Below are 20,560 nucleotides of genomic sequence, written 5' to 3'. Positions count from 1 at the left end.
GTTTGTGAATCAACGAAGGGCGATGCTTCGCCCTATGAAATGGCTGTGAGCTTGCTTGCCCGGAATGGGCACTGCAGGAAGTAAAGTGCCCGTTGGCGCTGGTTGCTCGGTCAGTCACCCTTCGACTGGCGTTGCAACGCGCGTTTGGTCAGGGCCGTAGCTTCGGCGCTGAGCGGGTCTTCCGGCCATGGGTGTTTGGGATAGCGGCCGCGCATTTCTTTTCTTACCTCAACGTAGCCGTGCTGCCAGAAATGGGGCAGGTCGCGGGTTACCTGCAAGGGCTTGCGGCCCGGCGACAGCAGGTGAATCAACAGTTGCAGGTGTCCGTTCAGAATGGCGGGCTGGGTCGGTTCGCCAAACATTTCCTGTAATTTCACCGGCAATACCGGTGGATTTTCTGAATAGTCCAACCGAATCCGAGAACCGGATGGCACTTGCCAGTGGGTGGGCGCGAGGGTTTCCAGCGCTTGTTGCTGTGGCCAGCTGAGGGTGCTTTTCAGCAGTTGCAGCATGTCCAGTTGACGCAATTGTTTTTCGTTGCGGCAGTCGCTCAGGTAGGGCAATAACCAGTCTTCAACGCTGGCCAACAGACCGTCGTCGCTGACGTCTGGCCAGGGTTCGCCGTCCGGGCTACTTATGCCGCTGTTGGCGACCAGTTCTATGCGCTGGCGCAGGGTGTGGCAGTCGTCGGTCCAGTTCAGTTGCTGTAAACGCTGTCTGGATTTGCTGCCGCGGCTGAAATAATCCAGCCAGGCCGATTGCCAGTCTTCAGCGCTGAGGTTGGTCATGGGTTGGCGTTGCCAAATCAACTGACCGATACGCTGCTGCTGTTCTGCCAATAACGAGCCATTGGCTTGCCACTCGACAACGACGCTACGATTCAATTGCTGTGGGAATTGCGCTAGCCAACGCTCAATTTCGTTCTGACTGATGGCGATGGCGGCGCGAATCCATTCGCCTTGCACGTCGACGGCGACGAGCCAGTCGGCGTTCATCAGATCACTGTCTCGTTGCAGTTGCACACCGGTGCCGCTGGTCAGCTGGTATTGGCCAGATGCGCTGTCTTTACCCGCAGAATGATTGCCGCGACGTCGAGCCAGACGGTCGGGATACGCCAGTAACGCCAGCATGGCGAGGGTATGGCCGTGCTCGTCGCTGTTTGTGCCTTTTTCGCTTTGAACAGTTGCCTTGCCCGCGCTCGACAGCCAGCGCTGGGCCAGCGGTTCGATGCGCTGTTTCCACAGCGACTGCTGCTGCGCCCAATGCCAGCGGCGTTCCAGATCATCACTACGGGACTGTTTGTGCGGCCATTCCTGCATCATGGCGGCCAGCAGTGCTGTTTGGCGGCGGCTGTCTGACGTCGTGTGGGCCAGTGCTGCCGCCCAGCGTACGTCCATGCCAAGACGGGCGGCGAATTGGCCGATGGCCGTCAGCTGTTGTTGTCCCTGTTGTTGTCCATTGCACAAGCCAAGTGATTGCAGCAGCTGTTTGGCGCGGTTCAGCGAGGCGTGCGGAGGCGGTGTCAGCCACAAGAGTTCGTTGCTGCTGGCGCCCCATTGCATCAGCTCCATTTGCAGTTGGCTGAGGTCCGTTTGGGCGATTTCGGGCTCAATATGCTGGGCGCGCGTGTGGTGGGTGCTTTCCGGCCAAAGCCGGTAACAACGGCCCGGTTGTTGGCGTCCGGCACGGCCCATGCGCTGGGTGGCGGACGCCTGCGAAATGTTCACCGTGTTCAGTTGGCTGAGGCCGCTGGCCGGATGGTATTGCAGGCGGCGTTCCAGTCCCGAGTCGATGACGCAGTCGACGCCGTTCAATGTTAATGAGCTTTCGGCAATGTTGGTGGCCAGTAACAGTTTGCGTTGCCCTGCTGCAACGTATGTCAGCGCGGCTTTTTGTTGTTGGTCAGTAAGCTGGCCGTGCAGTGGTAGCACCTGAATGTGATCGGCCAACAGTGGCTGTAACTGGTCACTGCAACGCTGGATATCGGCGACGCCGGGTAAAAACACCAGAATATGGCCGTCTGTTGCGCTGAGGGCTTCGTCGACCACGCGGGCGACCTGCTGAGGCAGACGTTCGTCCGGAGAGCGGGCAGGGCGGTAATTCAGCTCGACCGGAAAACCTCGGCCGGGGCAATGAATAAGGGGAGCTTGCAGCTGTTCGCCAAGACGGTCGGTGTCCAGCGTTGCCGACATGATCAAAAGCTTGAGATCGTCCCGCCACACCTGTTGGCATTGATGACACAGCGCCAGCGCTAAATCACTGTGCAGATGCCGTTCGTGGAATTCATCAAAAATAATCAAACCGACGCCGTTCAGTTCCGGGTCGGATTGCAACATGCGGGTCAGCACCCCTTCAGTGACTACCAGCAGTCGCGTTTGGGCCGAGCTGCGGTTTTCCAGGCGGATACGATAGCCGACGGTCTCGCCAACCTGTTCACCCAGCTGGCTGGCCATGTAACGGGCGGCATTGCGGGCAGCCAGCCGCCGCGGCTCCAACATGATGATCTGTTGGCCGGCCAGCCATTCTGCTTGCAGCAGAGCCAATGGCACCCGAGTGGTTTTGCCAGCGCCGGGTTCGGCGGTCAGTAACAGACTGTCATGATCTGCAAGGGCGGAAACAATGTCCGGGATCAGAGGGTCAACCGGAAAGGCTGGCGTGGAGTGAGACGGTTCAGAATTCATGCAAGTTCGAGCAGCGTATTGTGAAGGTTTGGGCCGGGATCAGTTTGGTGGTTAAACCTCTGCTGAAGGGCATCACCATACCGGAAAACGCCTGCACTCGCTTGCCTGGGCTTGTCTGTTGCTGGCTCTTTTTACGCCGGGTGGCTTAAACTGATTGGGTCATACGAGGTAACTGATATGTCTGATAAAAATGTGGTCGATTTTGCAACGGCCGGTGCCAGGCACAAACACGAACGGATGCATCGGGACAAGGAAGAGAAGGTCGAGTCACTGCGAGAGCGTTTTGAGCAGGCCCTGCCTGACAAGAAAACGCCGGTGAAAGACTATTTGCGTAAGAAGCGCGCCAAAAAGAAGCGCTAAGGAATCAGCTTGAGTAACGAAGTATCTGCCCCGGCCGTTGAGGGGCGTGGGCGGCCAAAACTGCAGCGTATTCACCACGCTGCCATTATTTGCTCTGACTACGCGGTGTCTAAGCACTTTTACAATACGGTGCTGGGGCTGGACATTCTGGCGGAAAATTACCGCGCAGAGCGGGATTCCTGGAAGCTGGATCTGGCGTTGCCAGACGGCGGCCAAGTTGAGCTGTTTTCATTCAATGGCGCACCAGCGCGGCCCAGCTACCCGGAAGCCCAGGGCCTGCGTCATCTGGCGTTTGAGGTAGAACAACTGGACGAGTGGGTTGCCTGGCTGGAAGCGCATTCCATTGCCGTGGAAGCCATTCGTACCGATGAATTTACCGGTAAGCGTTTTACCTTTTTTGCCGACCCGGATGCCTTGCCACTGGAGTTGTACGAGCGTTGAGTTCTTATAGCGACGCCAGGGGCCAGACAGCGGCGCCCGGGTTTGTTAAAGTCGCGGCGTTTTTCAGTCAACGGGCGCAGGCAAGCCCGTAACGGTTTGGTTAGAAGTGGAGCTCAACTTGAGTCAGGAATCATCGATCGACGTCACCATTCAACATCACCTGGATACCAAGGGGCTGTTTTGCCCGGAACCTGTGATGATGCTGCACAACGTCATTAACGACGCAGCATTGGGTGATTGTGTTGAAGTGTTGGCGACCGACCCGTCAACGCAGCGCGACTTTCTGCGCTTTTGCAGTTTTCTAGGTCAGGAGATGCTGGTTTCCGAAGAGATTGATGGCATCTATCGGTTTGTGATTCGTAAGGCGTCTGAAGAGGACTGATCTGGTTTTCTTGAACAAAACTGATCTGGTCTAACGTGCAAAAACCAAAAACGGGCAGCCCTAAGAGCTGCCCGTTTTTCGTTTAGTCTGAAACCGGATTCAACCGAACCAGCTTGCCCTCGTCTTCGTCGGTTATCAGATAGAGCAAACCATCCGGTCCGGTGGTGACGTCCCGAATGCGTTCTTGCAATTGCGGCAGGTCGAGGCGTTCTTCACGAATATCCGCCTTTCCTGTGGTCATTCCTGAAGACATGTCCGAAGAAACACCCTTGAGCAGCGCCAGTTGCTGGAATTTCAACGAGCCAATCGCCAGCGTATCGGTCCACTGAGGGTATTGCTGGCTATCGACCCAAGCCATGCCGGAAGGCGCAATGGAAGGCACCCAATAATGCAGTGGCTGCTCCATACCGGCTTTTTCGGTGCCTTCGCCGATGCTGCCGCCAATGTACTCCTTGCCGTAGGTAATCACTGGCCAGCCGTAGTTATGGCCCGGTTCAACCCGGTTTAACTCGTCGCCACCCCGAGGGCCGTGTTCATGCACCAGCAAGTCGCCGGTTTCAGGGTTCAGTACCGCGCCTTGCGGGTTACGATGGCCCAGACTCCAGATTTCTGGCAATGCGCCGTCGGTATTCACGTAGGGATTATCGGCCGGAATGCTGCCGTCGAGGTTAATACGAACGACCTTGCCGTGATGGTTGTCCAGCGTTTGGGCGTCGTCCCGTTGGGAATAGCGTTCACCCAGGGTGATAAACAGATGACCTTGCTGGTCGAACACCAGTCGGGAGCCAAAGTGCGACCGTGACGGGTACTTGGGCTGCTGGCTGAAGATGCGTTGTTGATCCTGAAGCTGGTAGTCCGCCCCTTGTTTTACCAGCCGCGCGCGCATTACTGCGGTGGAATTACTGCCACGCGGTGATGGTTCGGAATAGCTGAAATACACCCAGCCCTGATGCTCGGCAACGTCCAGCAGGCCGCCCTGGCCGCTACTCCAGATTTCTGGCAACCCTTGCACCGGTGCACTGATGCGCACAGGCGTCAGTGACGCACCGGCGGGGCTGACGTATTCCAGCACTCGCAAACTGCCAGACCGTTCGGTAATCAGCGCTTTGCCATCGCTGGTGAAGGCGATGGCCCAAGGGTGGTCGAGGTTGTCGACCAGCAGCTGAGGTTCAACCTGTTGGCCTGCCGCTGAAACCGGACGCTGCCGTTCATTAACCAGATTGGGGTCAGCAAAGGCTAGTGGGCTTATCAATGTGGATGCGAGTGTGGATGCCAGAGCCGCAGCCAGCGTTAGCGCCGGTCGGGTGATTCGGAAACAGTGCATGGGACGTCCTGTGAGCAAGGTAGAGATGTTGATCTGACATTGCTTGACGATAAACGTTCGTATTTTGCTATTGGAGTCGGGTGTCGGGTGTCGGGTGTCGGGAGCGAGGAGAGATTGGCTTGGGTGGGAGTTTGGGAAAATCCCACCCCAGCAAGCTCAGTGCCTTGCCGGGGTGGGTGATTTGAAGCAGGTGATCTGGGTCAGATCAAAGAAGCAGCCAGTGCCGCAATAAAGCGACCTTGTTGCTCGGTGCTGGCGCTCACGGTAAGGAAGTTGGCAACCAGTTCGGCGCGTTCGCGAGTGCGACCAACGCCTTGACCCATGCCGTTGGCCAAACGCTGAACCTGAAGCTCCATACGACGGCCCTGATCAGCAGCCGGACATTCCTGCTCGGCCAGAATTTCCATGCGAATACACAGATCACGGGCCTGCTCGGATTCTACGGCCATGTTGTCGCGGTTGTCCCAGCGTTGCTCGAAGTCAGCAGCGGAGTAGTCGCCCGGCAGTTTGTCGGCGGCTTGCCACAAGGCTTCGTCGCCAGTCTGGATAGCGGTCAGGCGATCCAGCAAACCCTGCCAGCGTTGGCGGTCGGCGGCGGCAGCTTTGTCGGTTTCGCGCTGTTGCAACGCCTGGCCAACATCGCTCAGAGCCTTACGCAAACGCTGGTGGGCGCCGCGTGGCAGTTCGATGGCGGCAAAATCGCTCTCAATCTGTTGCAGGCTGGTGCGGGCGTCGGCGCTGTTAGCGTCATTCTCAGTAACGCCTTCCAGCAGTGCCTGAGCTTGTTGAACCAGCGCTTCGGCTTCGGCAACCTGACCGTCGATCTCGTTGCGACGCTCAGCGCGTTGCTCGTCCAGACGGTTGAAGATGGCGTCGCATTGGCTGCGGAATTCGCGCCACAGTTTCTGGTCCGGGCCGCGTGGGGTGGTGCCCACTTGCTTCCACTGCTGTTGCAGGGATTTCACCTTGTCGACTACGCCGGTCAGGTCTTCGAGGTTGGCCAGCTCGGCGGCTTGTTCAACCAGATCGGACTTGATGGCAAGGTTGTTATCGTATTCGGCTTTCAGGTGATCGTAAATACGGTCACACACGTCGCGGAAACGCGCCTGGGTGTCTTTATGGGCAGACCGTTCAACCGGTGAATAGCCGCGGAAGGTTTCACGGGCGGCTTCGAGGGTTTTCTGAACCACTTTCCAGTCGGCGTTTTGCCAGTCCATGCCCGCTTCGTATTGGCTCAGCTCGTCAATCAGCTGATTACGCAGGGCAATGTTTTGCTCGCGGCGCTGGGCGGCGTTGGCAAACCACTCACGGCATGGTTCAAAGGCTTTATCGCCAGCGGCCTGGAAGCGTTCCCAAAGCTCTTTATCTGGCGTTGAGGAATTGAGCGTCTTCCACTCATCCTGCAAGGCCTGAATCTCGTTGGACAGGGTTTCCGGGTCGATGTCAGCGCCAATCAGAGCTTCCATGGCATCGCAGAGGGATTCTTTCTTCGGCGTCGTGGCAAAGCCCTGCCAGTCACGCATTTCATTGATACGAGCGTTCAACGACTTGATGCGGTGCTGGAAGCGTTGCGCTGATTTGTTGTCGATCTGGCGAATGCTGCCAGTGGCCTGACCAAAGGCCTTGCTGGCCTCTTTCAGGTGTCCATCGTCGAGGTAGCTTTCGACCTTGGCCAGCTGCTTTTCAATGGTGTCGATGCGGGACGCCTGATGGCTTTCCAGATTTTGCAGTTGGGCAGATGCCAGCTGGTACTTGCCATTAATCGCCGCCAACCAGGACGGTTGTTCGACATCGGCAGGCCATTTGAACGCTGCCAACCAGTCCTTGCCGCCGCGGATAACTTGTTGCAGGCCGCGCATATCGGCTGGCAGGTCTTTCTCCAGCCATTGCTGCAGGGCGTCCTGGTTCTCGGCGTAGTGGCTGAGGGTGTTTTGCAGTGCCAGACCCTGTTGCAAGGTGTTTTCAAACTGACGCAAGGCATCGGCGGATGGCTTGTGGTCGTTGAGGCTGGCGCGCCATGGCTGGTCAATGCTGCTCAGCTGTTCGCCCAGGGCTGCTGGGTCCATGGCAGGCGCGGCGGCAACCAGCTCGGACAGCTGGTTCAGCAGTGTGGCCTGGTGTTGCTCGGCTTCTGCGGCTTGCTGGCGGGCAGCGGCCAGACGCTGTTCTTCCGCTTCGTGGCCTTGCAGCGTGGCTTTGGCTTGCTCAATTTGCTGGTCCAGTTCGGCACGCTGTTGCTCTGACATTACGTCGGCAAATTCTTCGCGCTGTTTGCCCAGCACCTGCAAGCGACCGTTGAATTCCGGGCCGTAGCCAACGCGATTCAGGTAAGCGGCTTGCTCCAGAATGGTCTGAATACGCGATTGCTGTTCGGCTTTGGCTTCGTCGGCAGCCTTGGCTTCGGCCAGACGTTCCTTGCACAGGCGATAGACGGTTTTGTCTTTACCCTGGGCATGGCCCATCAGTTGTTCCAACAAGGTGAATTCGGTGATGCCTTCAGCGGCAACCAGTCGAACCCGGGCAACCGGATGGCTGCGGGCAATGGTCAGGCGTTCTTGCTGATCCGTGATTGCTGAAATGGCCGTCAGACGAACCTGATCGTCTTTGGTCAAACCGGCAATGCGCACCAATCGGCTGCTGTCGCTGATGCTGCTGACGTCGGTGCCTGCGGGCAGCAGGCTGGCCAGCCAATGGCTGCGGGCGGCTTCTCGTACATCTTCCTTGCTGTGGGACAGCAATTTTTCGAGTACGGCTTCGTCCGTCAATCGAACGACCGCAACGGCACGCAGTTCGGCAGTGGGTTCTATATTCAGAAACTCGGGGATTTGCTCGAGAGGCAGTTCGGCAAGGGCCTGCTTGCGGACTGCCGGGTCGTCATGCTGCCATTTTGGCTTGCCTGGCTTCAGAAACTTCGCGAATAAAGACATCGAGCTGATCCATCCAACTTGTCGCAACAAAAAAATCGCAGCCATTGTACAGGCCGTGGGCGTTTAGGGAAGTATGTAGAATGATTCTCGCTAGCCCGACAAATTCCTGATTTTACGGCACATTCTATGGCGCGGGGGCCGCGCCGGGGCGCTGAAACTGGTACTATCGCCGCCATTGAAGTGATCCGTAACGCGCAGGAGTCTTGTGTGAGCAGCATCGTCTGGTATGACTATGAAACCTTTGGAACCAGCCCGGCCTGGGACAGACCGGCCCAGTTTGCGGGCATTCGTACCGATGAAGACCTCAACGAAATCGAAGCGCCAGTCGAGATTTTCTGCAAGCAAAGCGATGACTACCTGCCACACCCTCAGGCGGTGCTGACCACAGGCATTACGCCGCAAGACTGTCAGCAGCGGGGCATTGCCGAAGTCGACTTTATTCGCCAGATTAACGACGTGTTTTCCGTACCGGGCACCTGTGCCGCCGGTTACAACAGCATTCGCTTTGACGACGAATTCACTCGCTACACCCTTTATCGTAACTTCTTCGATCCTTACGCCCGCGAATGGCAGGGCGGTAATTCGCGTTGGGATTTGCTGGACATTGTGCGCTGCGCCTATGCCTTGCGCCCGGACGGTATCGAATGGCCAAAACACGACGATGGCCGCATCAGCTTTAAGCTGGAACACCTGACCGCAGCCAACGGGCTGGATCATGGCAAGGCCCACGACGCCGTGTCTGACGTGCGAGCGACCATTGCGCTGGCGCGTTTGATTCGTGACAAACAACCAAAATTATACCGTTATCTTTTCGATATGCGCCGTAAGCAGTCGGTGTCTGACATGATTGACGTGCAGCAGCATAAGCCGCTGGTGCATATCTCCGGCATGTTCCCGGTCGAGCAGGGCTGCATGGCGATTGTGGTGCCGCTGTGCTGGCATCCGAAGAACAAGAACAGCGTGATTGTGTACGACCTGCACGCCGATCCAACGCCGTTGTTTGAACTGACGGCCGAACAGATTCAGCAACGGGTATTCAGCCGCGCTGACGAACTGCCGGAAGGGGTAGAACGGCTGCCGTTGAAAGAGCTGCACATCAACAAGTCGCCCGTGATTGCGCCTGCAAAAACCCTGACACCGGATCAGGCCGAGCGCTGGAACCTGAGTGGCGAGACCCTGCGCAAGCATCTGGGCATGATCAAAAACGGCCCGGACATCGACCACAAGCTGCATCAGGTATTCACTGGCCGCGAATTTGCACCTGCGACCGATGTGGATGCCATGCTGTACGATGGCTTTTTCTCGCCTGCGGACAAAAACGCCATGAACGATTTGCACGGCATGTCGCCGTGGGATCTGGTGGGTTGGTCGGGCAGTTTTCAGGACAAGCGCGGCGATGAAATGCTGTTCCGCTATCGCGCCCGCAACTTCCCGGATACTTTGGAAGCCGACGAACGCGGCCGCTGGGAACAATTCCGTCGTGACCGTTTGTTCCATACCGACCCGAACTGCCCGGCGCTGAACTTCGAGCAGTTTGCCCGCGAACTGCAACGCGCCGCCGAACAGGTGGCAAACGACGGCAACAAATTGCAATGGATTCACGACCTGCAACTGTACGCTGAATCCATTTACCCGTTTGATGAAGGCTGAGCCGCGCTCAGTCCTCACCATACTTATAACCTTGGGAAATTTCTGGAAGTCTTATGTCTGTAGATATGCTGCCTTGGCCGGTCACCTTGTTCTTTATGGTCTGGACGCTGGGATGTGCGCTGATACTGAAGCGCAGTATTCGTATCTCCCGCGATGTGGATAGCTGGCTGACGAATGACAAACGGGGCAAGAACATGGTCGAACAGGAAGGTTACGACCGCGCCTACCGACTGGTGAAAAACATCGGCGTGCCATTGGGCATTGTGGTACCGCTGTTCTTTTTGGTCGCCGGTGTTGCCATGTGGGTGGTGATGGCGGACGCCAGCTCGACGGCCCATATGAGTCCTTGATGATTCAGGCCAGAACACAACGCACAAACAACGGGCTCCTTTTCAGGGGCCCGTTTTTGTTTGTGCGTGTTTTCTGTCGGGGCACGGTTGGCCTAGTGCCAAGGACCGGAGTTGGATCGGGACGCGTCGATATCTGGGCTCGTCGGTGCCAGGGTGAAGCGGCTAGGAGAAAAGAACTAGGAGAAAAGAAAAAGGGGAAAGGGAAAGGTTATATTGTTGCAAAATGGTTGTGATAATCATTATCATTGGTGTAATGTTATTTTGTAACAATTGATAAGGGCTATCCCGCTATGAAAAAAGGCATTCACCCAGACTACGGCTACGTAGTGTTCCGCGACACCAGCTGCGGCCGCGAGTTTCGCATTCGCTCCACCTGCAAAAGTGACCAGACCACCGTTTGGGAAGACGGCAAAACCTACCCACTGGTGAATCTGGACGTCTCCAGTGCGTCGCACCCTGTGTACACCGGCAAAGAACGTCAGGTAACGGCCGAAGGCCGCATCGCGCGCTTCAACAAGCGTTTTGGTTCTTTGGCTAAAAAGTAATTGCACGCCGTGAGCGTTCACAGGGACTCGTTATGAAAGTTGTTAGCTCCATCAAAACTGCCAAAAATCGCCACCCGGACTGCCAAGTGGTCAAGCGCAAGGGCCGCTTGTACGTCATCTGCAAGAGCAACCCGCGCTTCAAAGCCCGCCAGGGTGGACTGAAGAAGAAAGGCAAATAACCGAGTTGCCGAACATCTGGTAGACGCATGTTGCCGCTATCAAAACGGGCTCCTTTTCAGGGGCCCGTTTTTGTTATTGGGGTAGGCAAATCAATGTGCTCGATGCGCTGGCAGGTTATGGCCTGACACGTCCGAACCGTGCGTAGTTTGACAGAAGCCGTTGCTCGTTTTTCCCGCGGGTGTTAGCGTGGGTGGCAGAAATTAGGTGCGTTGTGTAGTGTGATTTGCAGGTTTATGCGCACGCCAAAAGGAGAAAACGCGCATGGGCGTTTTGCCGGACAAGGAGGTGGCTGGAAATGGAAATTTTTCTCTTAAAATCAAATAGTTGTCTTTGGTTTCTGGAATTTACCTCACTAAGAAACCGCGCATGCGCACTAATAAGCTGTTAGCCACACGAGATTTCACTATGGATCATGTGACACACCCTATTCCAAAGCCTGGTCACCATCGGCTTATAGACATACTTTCGGAGCACACATCAAAAGAAACGAAGCTTAGTGCATGCCGCTGGTTTGTGGAAATGATGATTGATGTATTTTTTAAACAATTAATTACATCATCGAGTTCCATAAAAGCTTATGAGCGCATGTCGCTGGTAAATAAAATTAAATCAATAAGAGAATCCGGCATGCATTATGGTGCTATTCATATACGCATGGATGAGATCAGAGTTGCTGGAAATAAAGGAGCTCACTACAACAAGAGGAATATTGATGATGATGAAGTGAAAGATATTGTAAGGAAATGTTTGGAATTGTTCGATTTGCTGCTTATTGATTGGTTTCAGAAAAACAAATTTAATAAAACAGAAAATACTGCTACTATATTCAGCACTCTAATGCCAGCTGTGAGAGTTCGTGTGTTGAAGAATTTTTCAAAAATCGGCGAAATTAACGATAACTATGATAAGGCATTGTTTCATAAGTTGCTGCTAGCTCTCGTAAAGAATGATCAAAAATCTGAAGCAATTAAATTTTTAAATAGTGCAAAAAAGCAGGGGGAGCTAGACGAAAGCGAATTTTATTTCGAGCTAAATTCAATATCAATTATCGATGAAAAGCGAAATAATGAGTTGCCAGTAGCAAAAAATTTGAATGATTCGAAACGAAATTTTGAAAAGGTAATGAGTCGTCTAGATCCCGCTGATAAACGCGAAAACAAAGGGTTGATTGAAATCATAGAAAGGCTGCATGATCAAATTAATCCTAGTGAATTGGGTGATTCACTAGGGTTTCAGAAATATGCAGCCGGTTACTTCGTGTCATATATATGAGGCTATGGTGGCTATCAAAAGCATGTTGCTGGACTGTTTTTCCGCTGCGCTCCAAACCAACCGCAAATGCGGGCGTTATAAGCCATGATGAGAAAGTGCCCGAAATGTAGCGAGAAGGCAGTAACGGTAAAGATGTTGTCTTTTTCCAGCAGAATGCATTGCGAAAAGTGCTTCTTCCAATATGAATACACGTCATTGTCTAAGTGAGTGTTGGCATTTGGCGGGGCATTTATACCTGGCCTTGCTATCTACTTGGGATTAGCTTTTCAAAGCTTAATTGTGTTTGCCGGCTTACTATTGGTTGCCCCATATGTAGCAGAGCTAGTATTTGCAAAGTACTGTTCGTTAAAGCCTGTTGGCGTCAGAGCATTAAGGGAGAAACTTCGTGGCAAAAGCTTATAACAAGGGTCGGCAAAATCGCCCGCTAAAAACGCGGGCTGGACTCGCTAACGCTCGCCTTTGCTACCGGTGTTAGGCTTCTATGAATCGAAACTACGAAATAGTCGAAGGAATTTATCTTGTGCAAGGAGAGGATGAACTAGACTTGCATAATCATTTCGATTTCGTCGGCTTTGATTACTCCATTGCAGAGAGAAAGCTAGAATTGCATTGGATTCGCTCTGATGGGGATTGGGTAAGTCGCGATATGCCCCAAAGTGTAAGAATCACCTTTCGCCAAGTCAGTGAATTTCGATTTATGCCTCGCGAGCAAGGAGTTCCATTCACAGAGGATAATTGCATTAATTCAATTGGCTACTGGGTAGATGAAGATTGGGCAGAGGGCGTTATCATGGCAGAGCCCAACCAAAAAGTTGAACCACAGTGGCTCACAGCAATAGATTTTATGTCTGGTGCAGTATTGGCTGTGCAAGCGGAGAGTGCAGATGCAACGGTCAAAGCCTAACAAGCCACTCAAATTCGTTCCGGCCACAAAAAGCGTGGCCTCCACCGGACTCGCTACCGCTCGCCGTTTAGCGGGGCGTTAGACGAACAATGGAGAATTATGAGCACTCAAGCTTCATCAGAAGAGTCAGTATCAACAAGTCAAAACGACAACCAATTGACAGAAGATACATCAAATACACCAATATACTTTGCAGTTTCCCCATTGAAGCTGGTCGTGATGTCGATTTGCACTATGGGGATTTATGAACTTTATTGGTTTTATAAAAACTGGGTTCTAATTAAAGAAAGGGAGAAGCTAAATATCATGCCTTTTTGGAGAGCCGTCTTTGCGTATTTCTTTTGCTACTCTTTTTTCAAAAAGGTGGAAGCCTCAGCAGTAGATGCATCTCTTGAGAGGTCGTTGTCACCGGGGTTGTTGGCTGCAGGCTGGATAATTGTCACTCTACTATGGAAACTGCCAGCCCCATTCTGGCTGATTACGTATTTTGCGGTCATTTTTTTGCTTCCTGTTCAAGCGCTGGTGGACAATATCAATGAAGTCAACTCTCCCGGCCATGCTAAAAATAGCAAATTCACAGGCTGGAATATATTTGGTGTTGTTGTAGGCGGTCTGTTTTTTCTTCTTATTCTGCTAGGAACGTTTTTGCCACTGGCGTGAGAATATCGTCTAACAATCACATGCACTCGGACAACAAAAAGCGCCGCTCCTCGTCGCTCTGCTTTTTTTGCCGGTGATGTGAGGCGTTGAAGCTGTAGAAAAACCCCTTTAACCTCGTTCCCACGCTCCGCGTGGTAATGCAGCGGTTCCAGCCAAAGACTACCACGCAGAGCGTGGGAGCCAGGCATGAGGCGGCGGTCTCTCAGCATTGTTCGCCAGGGTGTCCACGGCTCTGTGTACCCATCACCTGCTTTCCCACCCACAAAAAAGCAGGCCGAAGCCTGCTTTTTCTATAACTCTCTAAAACACATCAACCTCTGCCAAATCAATGCTCGGGCAGGTTGTGAAACAGCTGTTCGAGCAGTTTATTCAGACGTTGGATTTGCGGTTCGGTCATGCCTTTGAAGCTCTGGCGGAACAGGCCTTCAGTGGCGACTTTGATTTTCTCAATGGCCTCGCGGCCTTTGTCGGTCAGGATCACTTCAGTGACTCGGCCGTCTTCCAGCTTTTGGCGGGTGTCGACCAGACCGTCGTCTTTCATGCGGTAAACAATCTTGGTGATGGTTGGCAGCTTGGCCACCGCGTGAATGGCAATTTCTGAAATGCTGGAGGTGCCTTCTTCCTTCAGGGTAAACAGGATGCGCCAGCGTGGAATATCGAGATTGATTTTCTTCAGTTCCTTTTCCATCGCCAGTGTGTAGCGACCATGAACCCTTGCCAACCAGTAGAACGGGAAGTCTTCCTTGTGGAAGTCGTCACTGGCGGGATTAAAGCGCTGACTGCGCGGCTTTCGGGTGGTGTTGGTCATTATTTTTCTCTACTGCTGGTGGTGGCAAATACGCTACAAATAAGTAATACGTGAAACGTCAATTTCCTGGGAAATTAACCTGTCGTCAAGTTAAACGACGGAAGCGCGGCATTATGGGCGTGAATTGTCTGGGTTTGAATAGTCCCAAGGAACAAAAAGTCGATAAAAAGGGAAGCAAAGTGGCATTTATGCGATGAAGGAGCAACAAAGTCGCCACCGCTTCCAAAACCGTACCCGGCAACGGAGGAGCCGGGTACTTGGGTTTACCAGCTTGGGCCGCGGTCGGCTTCCATTTTGCGTACCATGGCATTGAAGAACTTGTCGGCAAAGCCGCTTTCCTTGATCAGCATCTGCGTGAGGCTGGCGCATTTGTCGCCGATGGCGTCGTCCAGAATCACGTCTTCGCCGCCCAGAGCACCGGCGGTTACCTGAATTTCAGCGGCGCGCTGTACGGTCCACAGCAGGAAGAAGGTGCGCTCGATATCCATTTCACCAACGGCAATGCCGTGGTTGCGCAATACCAGAATATGCTTGCTGCCCAGGCTTTCCAGCATGCGGCCTTTTTCTTCCTGGAACAGGGTGATGCCCTCGAACGCGTGATAGCCAACGCGGTTGAACAGTTGTGCGCCGTAGAAGTTGTTCAGGGCAAAGCCGTTTGGCTTGGCGGCGACGGCGGATACTTCGTTGGTATGGGTGTGAATCACGCAGTGAATGTCATCGCGGGCGGCATGGATGGCACCGTGAAGGGCGAAGCCTGCCGGGTTGCCGTCGTACGGTGAGTCGTCCAGCTTGTTGCCGTCAACGTCGACCTTGATCAGGTTCAGTGGGGTGATTTCGGTGTAGTTGAGGCCAAACGGGTTCACCAGGTAGCAGTCTTCCTGATCCATCAGGCGCGCTGAAATGTGGTTGAAGATGGTTTCGGTCCAGCCAAAGTAATCGACCAGATGGTAGCAGTGGGCCAGTTTGATGCGTAATGCCCATTCCGCTTCGCTGATGTGCTGTGGGCGACTGATGGTTTGCACGGCTTGTGTCTCGCTCATGGTAACTCCTTGGTGCTCCAGTGCTCGGTTGAGCAAAATTTTGGTGTTTTTTCTGCGCTGCGTTGTTGTTCGGTTTTGTTGTTCGGGTGGCCCTGTTCTTTTACTGCCCGACAGGGCTCTTTTGATTGCTTTTGTATCCGCTGGCTTATGCTCTGCTGGCTTGCTGATTAGACAGAAACTCTGCCAATGCCAGCACGTGGCGAGTAGTCGGCATGTCGATACCGGTGCGCTCGGCCATTTCGACCACGGCGTGGCCAATGTTGGCGAGTTCCAGCGGTGCGCCTGCTTCGTAGTCTTGCAGCATGGAGGTTTTTACCGCGCCCATGCCGGTGCCCATGTCCATGATGGTTTGTGGGTCGAAACGTACGCGGGCACCGTGGGAGGCGGCGGCCAGCAGGGTTTCGTCCAGAATGCGGCGTACCAGGCCGGACAGGTGTTCATCGCTGTACAGCTGTTCGAGTGTGGCGCCAGTGATCACCGAAAGTGGATTAGAGGTGATGTTGGCGACGATTTTGGTCCAGATCTGATCACGAATGTTGTCGGTGGCACGGGCTTCGATGCCGGCTTTTTCAATCAGCTGGCGAATGGCTTCCAGTCGCTCGGTCATCTGGTGGTTGATTTCGCCCATGATCATCAAATGCGGGTTGCCCGAGCTGACGGTCGCGGGGGCAGTGCGTGTGGCGGTGATAAACACCACAGCACCAATCAGATGTTTTGCTGGTACCAGTTCGCTGAGGCTGCCGTCGGGGTCGATGGTTTTAACGGCTTCGCCTGCAAAGCGGCTCTGGTCTTTGGTCAGTCCCTGGAAATACCACCAGGGCACGCCGTTCACCACGGGTATGACGACCGTGTCGGCATGCAGCATCGGCTGGATTTGTGCCAGTACATCGGCCAGTGCCGGGGCTTTGGTGCACACCAGAATCAAGTCCTGCGGTCCCAGTTCAGCGGCGCTGTTGCTGGCGGTTACAGCTGCTGAGTGTTCACCGTCGAGGTCGCTCAGTGTTACGCCTTGGGTCAGCAGTTGTTCCAGCGTGCGGCCTCTTGCCAGCATGCTGACGGGTTGTCCTGAAGTGGCCAGTCGCGCCGCCAGGGTGCAGCCAATGGCACCGGCTCCGGCAATACAAATACGCATGTGGTGTTTTCCTTTCCTTCGGTCTTGCAGTTTGGGTCTTGCTATTTTTTCTTGATTTCCAGGCACGCAAGTTAAGCGTGCGGGTCGTTCGTGTTGTCTGTTTAAGCGATAGACTACCGGTCGTTAGATTTGCGCGCGATCACATGGAAAGTGATCGCGCGTCATAGGTCTATAGGGTCAGAGAGCCATAGGTCGATAGGCGGGGTTGGCGTCTATGTCAGCCCCGGGCTCGTTAACTCGACAGAAGCTCCTGATGCTTACTGGCCAGACCCAAATAGGCTTCGATCACCCGTGGGTCGTTAGCCAGTTCGGCAGCGGGGCCTTGCATGGCAATTTGGCCACCTTCCAGAACGTAGGCGTAATCCGCCACTTTTAAGGCGGCACGGGCGTTCTGTTCCACCAGCAAGATGGATACACCCTGACGACGCAGGTCGGCAAAGATGCGGAAAATCTCACGGGTGATCAGTGGTGCCAGACCCAGTGACGGTTCGTCCAGCATCAGCAAGCGTGGCTTGCCCATCATGGCGCGGCCAATGGCCAGCATCTGACGCTCGCCGCCAGACAGGGTACCTGCTTGCTGGTGGCGACGTTCGTGCAAGCGCGGAAACAGGCTGTATACCTCTGCCAGCGTGTTTTCAAAGGTGTCGTCGCCTTTGCGGTAGCGCTGGAAAGCACCCAGCAGCAGGTTGTCTTCCACCGTCATGGTGGAGAACAGCTCGCGCTTTTCGGGCACCAGACCCAAGCCTCGGCCCACCAGGGTTTCGATTTCCGGGCTGACGTAGTCTTCGCCATCGAAGTGGACGTCGCCTTTGGAAGGCAGTAGGCCCATGATGGCCGACAGCAGGGTGGTCTTACCGGCGCCGTTAGGGCCGATCACAGTCACCAGCTGGCCTTCTTTCAGCGTCAGGTCGATGCCGGAAACGGCTTCTACCTTGCCGTAGGAAACCCGCAGGTCTTTGACGGCAAGCAGTGGCTTGTTGGTGTTAAGGGCTTGTACGCTCATTCGGCACCTCCCAGATAGGCTTCCAATACAGCAGGGTTGGTCTGGATTTCTTCCGGCAGGCCTTCGGCGATTTTGGTGCCGAATTCCATCACCACGATGCGATCGACCAGTCCCATAACGAAGTCCATGTCGTGCTCAACCAGCAGGATGGCCATGCCTTCGCCGCGCAATTTGGTCAGCAGGTCGGCAAGGGCTTTCTTCTCTTTAAAGCGCAGGCCAGCGGCGGGTTCGTCGAGCAGTAATACGCAAGGGTCGGCGCAGAGGGCGCGAGCAATTTCCAGAATACGCTGCTGGCCCAGTGCTAGGGAGCCGGCTTCTTCGTAGAGGAAGTCGCCCAGGCCAACACGTTCAAGCTGGTGTTTGGCTTCTTTCAGCAGGCGCTGCTCTTCTTCGCGCTCCAGGTGTAGGGCAGCAGGGACAACGCCTTTGGAGCCACGCATGTGGGCACCGAGGGCGACGTTCTCCAGTACCGTCATGGTTGGCAGCAGTTTTACGTGCTGGAAGGTGCGGCTCATGCCCATTTGGGCGACTTCACGAGAGCTTTTGCCTTTCAGGCTCTGGCCCATGAACTTCACTTCACCTTCGGTTGGGGTATCAACGGAAGACAGCTGGTTGAACATGGTGGATTTGCCAGCGCCGTTGGGGCCAATCAGGGCCAGAATTTCACCAGCGTGCAGTTGCAGGTTCATTTGGTTGTTGGCCACAAGTCCACCGAATTTACGGGTAACGTCGCAGGCTTCCAGCACCAGGTCACCCGCTTTGGGCAGCTCCCGGCGAGGCAGTTCAGCGGCGTCATCGTTAAGCGTCAGATCCGAGTGGTCGCGGTATTTGGCCGGTACCAGTTTCGCCAGCAGGCCCATCAGACCGCCTGGCCAGCGCTGCATCATGACTACAATCAGCAGGCCAAAGACGATGGTTTCGTACTGGCCATCGCTACCCAGAATCATTGGCAGCAGGTCTTGCAGCCACTGTTTCAGCATGGTCAGCACGCCAGCACCCAGCAGGGCGCCCCAAACACTGCCAACCCCGCCGATCAATGCCATAAACAGGTAGTCGATGCCCATGTGCAGGCCAAACGGCGTTGGGTTAACAAAGCGTTGGGTGTGGGCGTACAACCAGCCAGAGATGGCAGCGAAGATGGCAGAGATCAGGAAGATCACCATTTTCGAACGGAAGGTGTTAACACCCATGGATTCTGCCATCAGCTGGCCACCCTTGAGGGCGCGAATGGCGCGGCCTTCGCGGCTGTTGAGCAGGTTGCGGGTAATCAAAATGGCGACGGCGAGTACGGCCCATATGAGGTAATAAATCTTCTCGCCCTTATCCAGCTCGATGCCAAAGATCGACAGCGATGGCAGGCCGCTAACACCGGTGTGGCCACCCATGGAAGACATGGTGCCGAACAGGTAGTAGAGCGAAATACCCCAGGCAATGGTGCCCAGTGGCAGATAGTGACCAGACAGCTTCAGGGTAACAGCGCCCAGGAACAGTGCTACGGCCGCCGTCAGCAGCAGGCCCATGGCCAGTCCGGCCCATGGCGAACCCGCGGTGAATGCCAGCCATTCAGGCAGTTGCTGGGTAGTAGTCAAATAAGCGGTGCTGTAAGCGCCGAGGCCGACAAACGCGGCCTGGCCGAAGCTGGTCATGCCGCCAACGCCGGTCAGCAGTACCAGGCCCAGAACCACCAGCGCATACAGGCCGATGTAGTTCAGCAGTGTGACGGTATAGGTAGGAGCGACCATCGGGGCGATCAGTACCACCACCAGGCCAGCCAACATCAGGTTGGTCGGCTTCAGTAGGTTGTTGGATTTGGTTGCGCTTGATTTCAGAGTTGCAGTATTCATCACTCGTCATCCTCTACGTGGTGGCTGGTCATCGAACGCCAGATCAGGAACGGAATGATCAGGGTGAAGACGATGATTTCCTTGTAGGTCGAAGCCCAGAACATCGAGAAGGCTTCGATCAGGCCTACGGCAACAGCGCCAACGGCTGCCAGCGGGTAGGAGATCAGGCCGCCGATGATGGCGCCAACAAAGCCCTTGAGGCTGATGATGAAGCCGGAGTCGAAGTACAAGGTGGTGATTGGGGCAATCAGGATGCCGGACAGGGTGCCAATGAAGGCCGCCAGAGCAAACGTTGCCTTGCCTGCAAATACTGGCGAAATGCCCAGCAAGCGTGCGCCGGTACGGTTTACGGCAGTAGCGCGCAGTGCCTTGCCATATAACGTGCGTTCAAACAGCAGGAACAGGGTCACGATCAGAATCACAGACACCATGATCACCCACAGGGTCTGGCTCTTCAGCATCATAGGGCCAACGCGGAATACGGTATCAGTGAATGGCTCTGTGCGTGCGCCTTCAGGCCCAAACAGCAGCAGGCCAACACCGACCATGGCAACGTGCACGGCGATCGATACAATCAGCAGTACCAGCGCCGGGGCGTCTGCCAGTGGTTGGAAGAACAGGCGGTACATTAATGGGCCCAGTGGAACCATCAGCGCCAGTGTCAGCAGGGCCTGGAATACCATTGGCAGTTCGGCCAGCGGCAGGGTTTGAATCAGTGCGATCATGGCGATCACATAGCCGAGTTTGAGGCCAATGGTCTGGAACTTACGGCCGTCCAGTTTGTGGCGGTATTGGTACAGGTCCATGCCGCAGTCGATCAGGGTCAGGGCCAGTAGCAGCCATTCCAGTGCGGGCGCTTTGCCCATTTGAATGGCGGCCATGGTCAGGGCACCAAAGGTGACGAATTCACCCAGCGGGATCAGCAGGATGCGGGTGACGGTAAACACCAGCAAAATCGACAGTGCCAGCAGGGCGTAAATGGCCCCGTTGGTGATGCCGTCCTGCCCCAGAATAAGGGCAATCTGAAAATTCATTGCGTCTGAGTCCTTGCGTTACC

General features: G+C 54.9%; 19 protein-coding genes. 10 read left to right on the top strand and 9 right to left on the bottom strand.

Annotated elements, in window-relative coordinates; genetic code table 11:
- Positions 1 to 110 precede the first annotated feature (110 nt).
- Positions 111 to 2,681 carry an ATP-dependent helicase HrpB gene (gene hrpB, locus G516_RS0113675; RefSeq protein WP_036536631.1) on the bottom strand — a complete coding sequence of 857 codons (2,571 nt, stop codon included), beginning with the start codon at positions 2,679 to 2,681 and terminating at the stop codon, positions 111 to 113.
- Between the two features lie 177 nt (positions 2,682 to 2,858).
- Here hrpB and G516_RS0113670 point away from each other — a divergent pair, with 177 nt between their 5' ends.
- The 3 genes from G516_RS0113670 (at position 2,859) to tusA (ending at position 3,864) form a co-directional block, all read left to right on the top strand.
- On the top strand, positions 2,859 to 3,041 hold the full coding sequence (locus tag G516_RS0113670) for a hypothetical protein (RefSeq protein ID WP_028294120.1): 183 nt from the start codon (positions 2,859 to 2,861) through the stop codon (positions 3,039 to 3,041).
- Positions 3,042 to 3,050: 9 nt separating this feature from the next.
- Complete coding sequence (gloA2, locus tag G516_RS0113665) at positions 3,051 to 3,482, top strand: SMU1112c/YaeR family gloxylase I-like metalloprotein (protein WP_245582672.1); 432 nt, start codon at positions 3,051 to 3,053, stop codon at positions 3,480 to 3,482.
- A 118-nt stretch (positions 3,483 to 3,600) separates the two neighbouring features.
- On the top strand, positions 3,601 to 3,864 hold the full coding sequence (tusA, locus tag G516_RS0113660) for a sulfurtransferase TusA (protein ID WP_036536831.1): 264 nt from the start codon (positions 3,601 to 3,603) through the stop codon (positions 3,862 to 3,864).
- A gap of 82 nt (positions 3,865 to 3,946) precedes the next feature.
- Here tusA and G516_RS0113655 read toward each other — a convergent pair whose 3' ends face one another.
- Together G516_RS0113655 and G516_RS0113650 are read right to left on the bottom strand one after the other, a co-directional pair.
- Positions 3,947 to 5,188 (bottom strand): PQQ-dependent sugar dehydrogenase, encoded by a 1,242-nt coding sequence (locus G516_RS0113655; RefSeq protein WP_051219431.1) that lies wholly within the window; start codon positions 5,186 to 5,188, stop codon positions 3,947 to 3,949.
- Positions 5,189 to 5,388: 200 nt separating this feature from the next.
- Positions 5,389 to 8,115 carry a DUF349 domain-containing protein gene (locus tag G516_RS0113650; protein ID WP_028294116.1) on the bottom strand — a complete coding sequence of 909 codons (2,727 nt, stop codon included), beginning with the start codon at positions 8,113 to 8,115 and terminating at the stop codon, positions 5,389 to 5,391.
- A gap of 207 nt (positions 8,116 to 8,322) precedes the next feature.
- Between G516_RS0113650 and sbcB the strand changes: the two genes are divergently transcribed.
- The 7 genes from sbcB (at position 8,323) to G516_RS0113615 (ending at position 13,676) form a co-directional block, all read left to right on the top strand.
- The gene (sbcB, locus tag G516_RS0113645) at positions 8,323 to 9,765 is read left to right on the top strand and encodes an exodeoxyribonuclease I (protein ID WP_028294115.1); all 1,443 of its coding nucleotides are present in this window, start codon (positions 8,323 to 8,325) and stop codon (positions 9,763 to 9,765) included.
- A 53-nt stretch (positions 9,766 to 9,818) separates the two neighbouring features.
- Positions 9,819 to 10,115: a hypothetical protein gene (locus G516_RS0113640; RefSeq protein WP_028294114.1), complete on the top strand. Its 297-nt coding sequence runs from the start codon at positions 9,819 to 9,821 to the stop codon at positions 10,113 to 10,115.
- 290 nt (positions 10,116 to 10,405) lie between these two features.
- Positions 10,406 to 10,660 (top strand): type B 50S ribosomal protein L31, encoded by a 255-nt coding sequence (locus G516_RS0113635; RefSeq protein WP_028294113.1) that lies wholly within the window; start codon positions 10,406 to 10,408, stop codon positions 10,658 to 10,660.
- 32 nt (positions 10,661 to 10,692) lie between these two features.
- On the top strand, positions 10,693 to 10,839 hold the full coding sequence (ykgO, locus tag G516_RS0113630; protein ID WP_028294112.1) for a type B 50S ribosomal protein L36: 147 nt from the start codon (positions 10,693 to 10,695) through the stop codon (positions 10,837 to 10,839).
- A gap of 367 nt (positions 10,840 to 11,206) precedes the next feature.
- Positions 11,207 to 12,112 carry a DUF4145 domain-containing protein gene (locus G516_RS0113625; protein ID WP_028294111.1) on the top strand — a complete coding sequence of 302 codons (906 nt, stop codon included), beginning with the start codon at positions 11,207 to 11,209 and terminating at the stop codon, positions 12,110 to 12,112.
- 481 nt (positions 12,113 to 12,593) lie between these two features.
- Entirely contained in the window at positions 12,594 to 13,016 is a 423-nt protein-coding gene (locus G516_RS24005; RefSeq protein ID WP_051219430.1) for a hypothetical protein, read from the top strand.
- Positions 13,017 to 13,115: 99 nt separating this feature from the next.
- The gene (locus G516_RS0113615; RefSeq protein ID WP_028294110.1) at positions 13,116 to 13,676 is read left to right on the top strand and encodes a hypothetical protein; all 561 of its coding nucleotides are present in this window, start codon (positions 13,116 to 13,118) and stop codon (positions 13,674 to 13,676) included.
- Positions 13,677 to 14,001: 325 nt separating this feature from the next.
- On the opposite strand, the gene G516_RS0113610 is transcribed toward G516_RS0113615, so the two are convergent.
- The 6 genes from G516_RS0113610 to G516_RS0113585 all read right to left on the bottom strand — a co-directional run bounded on the left by G516_RS0113610 (position 14,002) and on the right by G516_RS0113585 (position 20,537).
- Positions 14,002 to 14,484 carry a MarR family winged helix-turn-helix transcriptional regulator gene (locus tag G516_RS0113610; RefSeq protein WP_028294109.1) on the bottom strand — a complete coding sequence of 161 codons (483 nt, stop codon included), beginning with the start codon at positions 14,482 to 14,484 and terminating at the stop codon, positions 14,002 to 14,004.
- A gap of 263 nt (positions 14,485 to 14,747) precedes the next feature.
- A complete protein-coding gene (locus G516_RS0113605) occupies positions 14,748 to 15,524 on the bottom strand; it encodes a class II aldolase/adducin family protein (protein WP_051219429.1) in 777 nt (258 codons plus the stop codon).
- 145 nt (positions 15,525 to 15,669) lie between these two features.
- Positions 15,670 to 16,656, bottom strand: a complete 987-nt coding sequence (locus tag G516_RS0113600; protein ID WP_028294107.1) for a ketopantoate reductase family protein — start codon at positions 16,654 to 16,656, stop codon at positions 15,670 to 15,672.
- A gap of 232 nt (positions 16,657 to 16,888) precedes the next feature.
- The gene (locus G516_RS0113595; protein WP_028294106.1) at positions 16,889 to 17,659 is read right to left on the bottom strand and encodes an ABC transporter ATP-binding protein; all 771 of its coding nucleotides are present in this window, start codon (positions 17,657 to 17,659) and stop codon (positions 16,889 to 16,891) included.
- Positions 17,656 to 19,503: a branched-chain amino acid ABC transporter ATP-binding protein/permease gene (locus G516_RS0113590; RefSeq protein WP_028294105.1), complete on the bottom strand. Its 1,848-nt coding sequence runs from the start codon at positions 19,501 to 19,503 to the stop codon at positions 17,656 to 17,658. Before G516_RS0113590 ends, G516_RS0113595 begins: the two co-directional genes overlap by 4 nt.
- Complete coding sequence (locus tag G516_RS0113585; RefSeq protein WP_028294104.1) at positions 19,503 to 20,537, bottom strand: branched-chain amino acid ABC transporter permease; 1,035 nt, start codon at positions 20,535 to 20,537, stop codon at positions 19,503 to 19,505. Before G516_RS0113585 ends, G516_RS0113590 begins: the two co-directional genes overlap by 1 nt.
- Positions 20,538 to 20,560: the final 23 nt, after the last annotated feature.

The sequence above is a fragment of the Oceanobacter kriegii DSM 6294 genome (assembly GCF_000422845.1).
Classification (GTDB): domain Bacteria; phylum Pseudomonadota; class Gammaproteobacteria; order Pseudomonadales; family Oceanobacteraceae; genus Oceanobacter; species Oceanobacter kriegii.
This window is presented reverse-complemented; position numbering and strand designations above follow the sequence as displayed.

Bases quoted from the DNA above. Each gene is read 5' to 3' on its own strand.
- hrpB (WP_036536631.1), bottom strand. From the start codon at position 2,681: ATGAATTCTGAACCGTCTCACTCCACGCCAGCCTTTCCGGTTGACCCT.
- G516_RS0113625 (WP_028294111.1), top strand. From the start codon at position 11,207: ATGCGCACTAATAAGCTGTTAGCCACACGAGATTTCACTATGGATCAT.
- G516_RS0113590 (WP_028294105.1), bottom strand. From the start codon at position 19,503: ATGAATACTGCAACTCTGAAATCAAGCGCAACCAAATCCAACAACCTA.
- ykgO (WP_028294112.1), top strand. From the start codon at position 10,693: ATGAAAGTTGTTAGCTCCATCAAAACTGCCAAAAATCGCCACCCGGAC.
- G516_RS0113595 (WP_028294106.1), bottom strand. From the start codon at position 17,659: ATGAGCGTACAAGCCCTTAACACCAACAAGCCACTGCTTGCCGTCAAA.
- G516_RS0113635 (WP_028294113.1), top strand. From the start codon at position 10,406: ATGAAAAAAGGCATTCACCCAGACTACGGCTACGTAGTGTTCCGCGAC.
- G516_RS0113585 (WP_028294104.1), bottom strand. From the start codon at position 20,537: ATGAATTTTCAGATTGCCCTTATTCTGGGGCAGGACGGCATCACCAAC.
- G516_RS0113605 (WP_051219429.1), bottom strand. From the start codon at position 15,524: ATGAGCGAGACACAAGCCGTGCAAACCATCAGTCGCCCACAGCACATC.
- G516_RS0113655 (WP_051219431.1), bottom strand. From the start codon at position 5,188: ATGCACTGTTTCCGAATCACCCGACCGGCGCTAACGCTGGCTGCGGCT.
- G516_RS0113615 (WP_028294110.1), top strand. From the start codon at position 13,116: ATGAGCACTCAAGCTTCATCAGAAGAGTCAGTATCAACAAGTCAAAAC.
- G516_RS0113650 (WP_028294116.1), bottom strand. From the start codon at position 8,115: ATGTCTTTATTCGCGAAGTTTCTGAAGCCAGGCAAGCCAAAATGGCAG.
- G516_RS24005 (WP_051219430.1), top strand. From the start codon at position 12,594: ATGAATCGAAACTACGAAATAGTCGAAGGAATTTATCTTGTGCAAGGA.
- G516_RS0113670 (WP_028294120.1), top strand. From the start codon at position 2,859: ATGTCTGATAAAAATGTGGTCGATTTTGCAACGGCCGGTGCCAGGCAC.
- G516_RS0113600 (WP_028294107.1), bottom strand. From the start codon at position 16,656: ATGCGTATTTGTATTGCCGGAGCCGGTGCCATTGGCTGCACCCTGGCG.
- G516_RS0113610 (WP_028294109.1), bottom strand. From the start codon at position 14,484: ATGACCAACACCACCCGAAAGCCGCGCAGTCAGCGCTTTAATCCCGCC.
- G516_RS0113640 (WP_028294114.1), top strand. From the start codon at position 9,819: ATGTCTGTAGATATGCTGCCTTGGCCGGTCACCTTGTTCTTTATGGTC.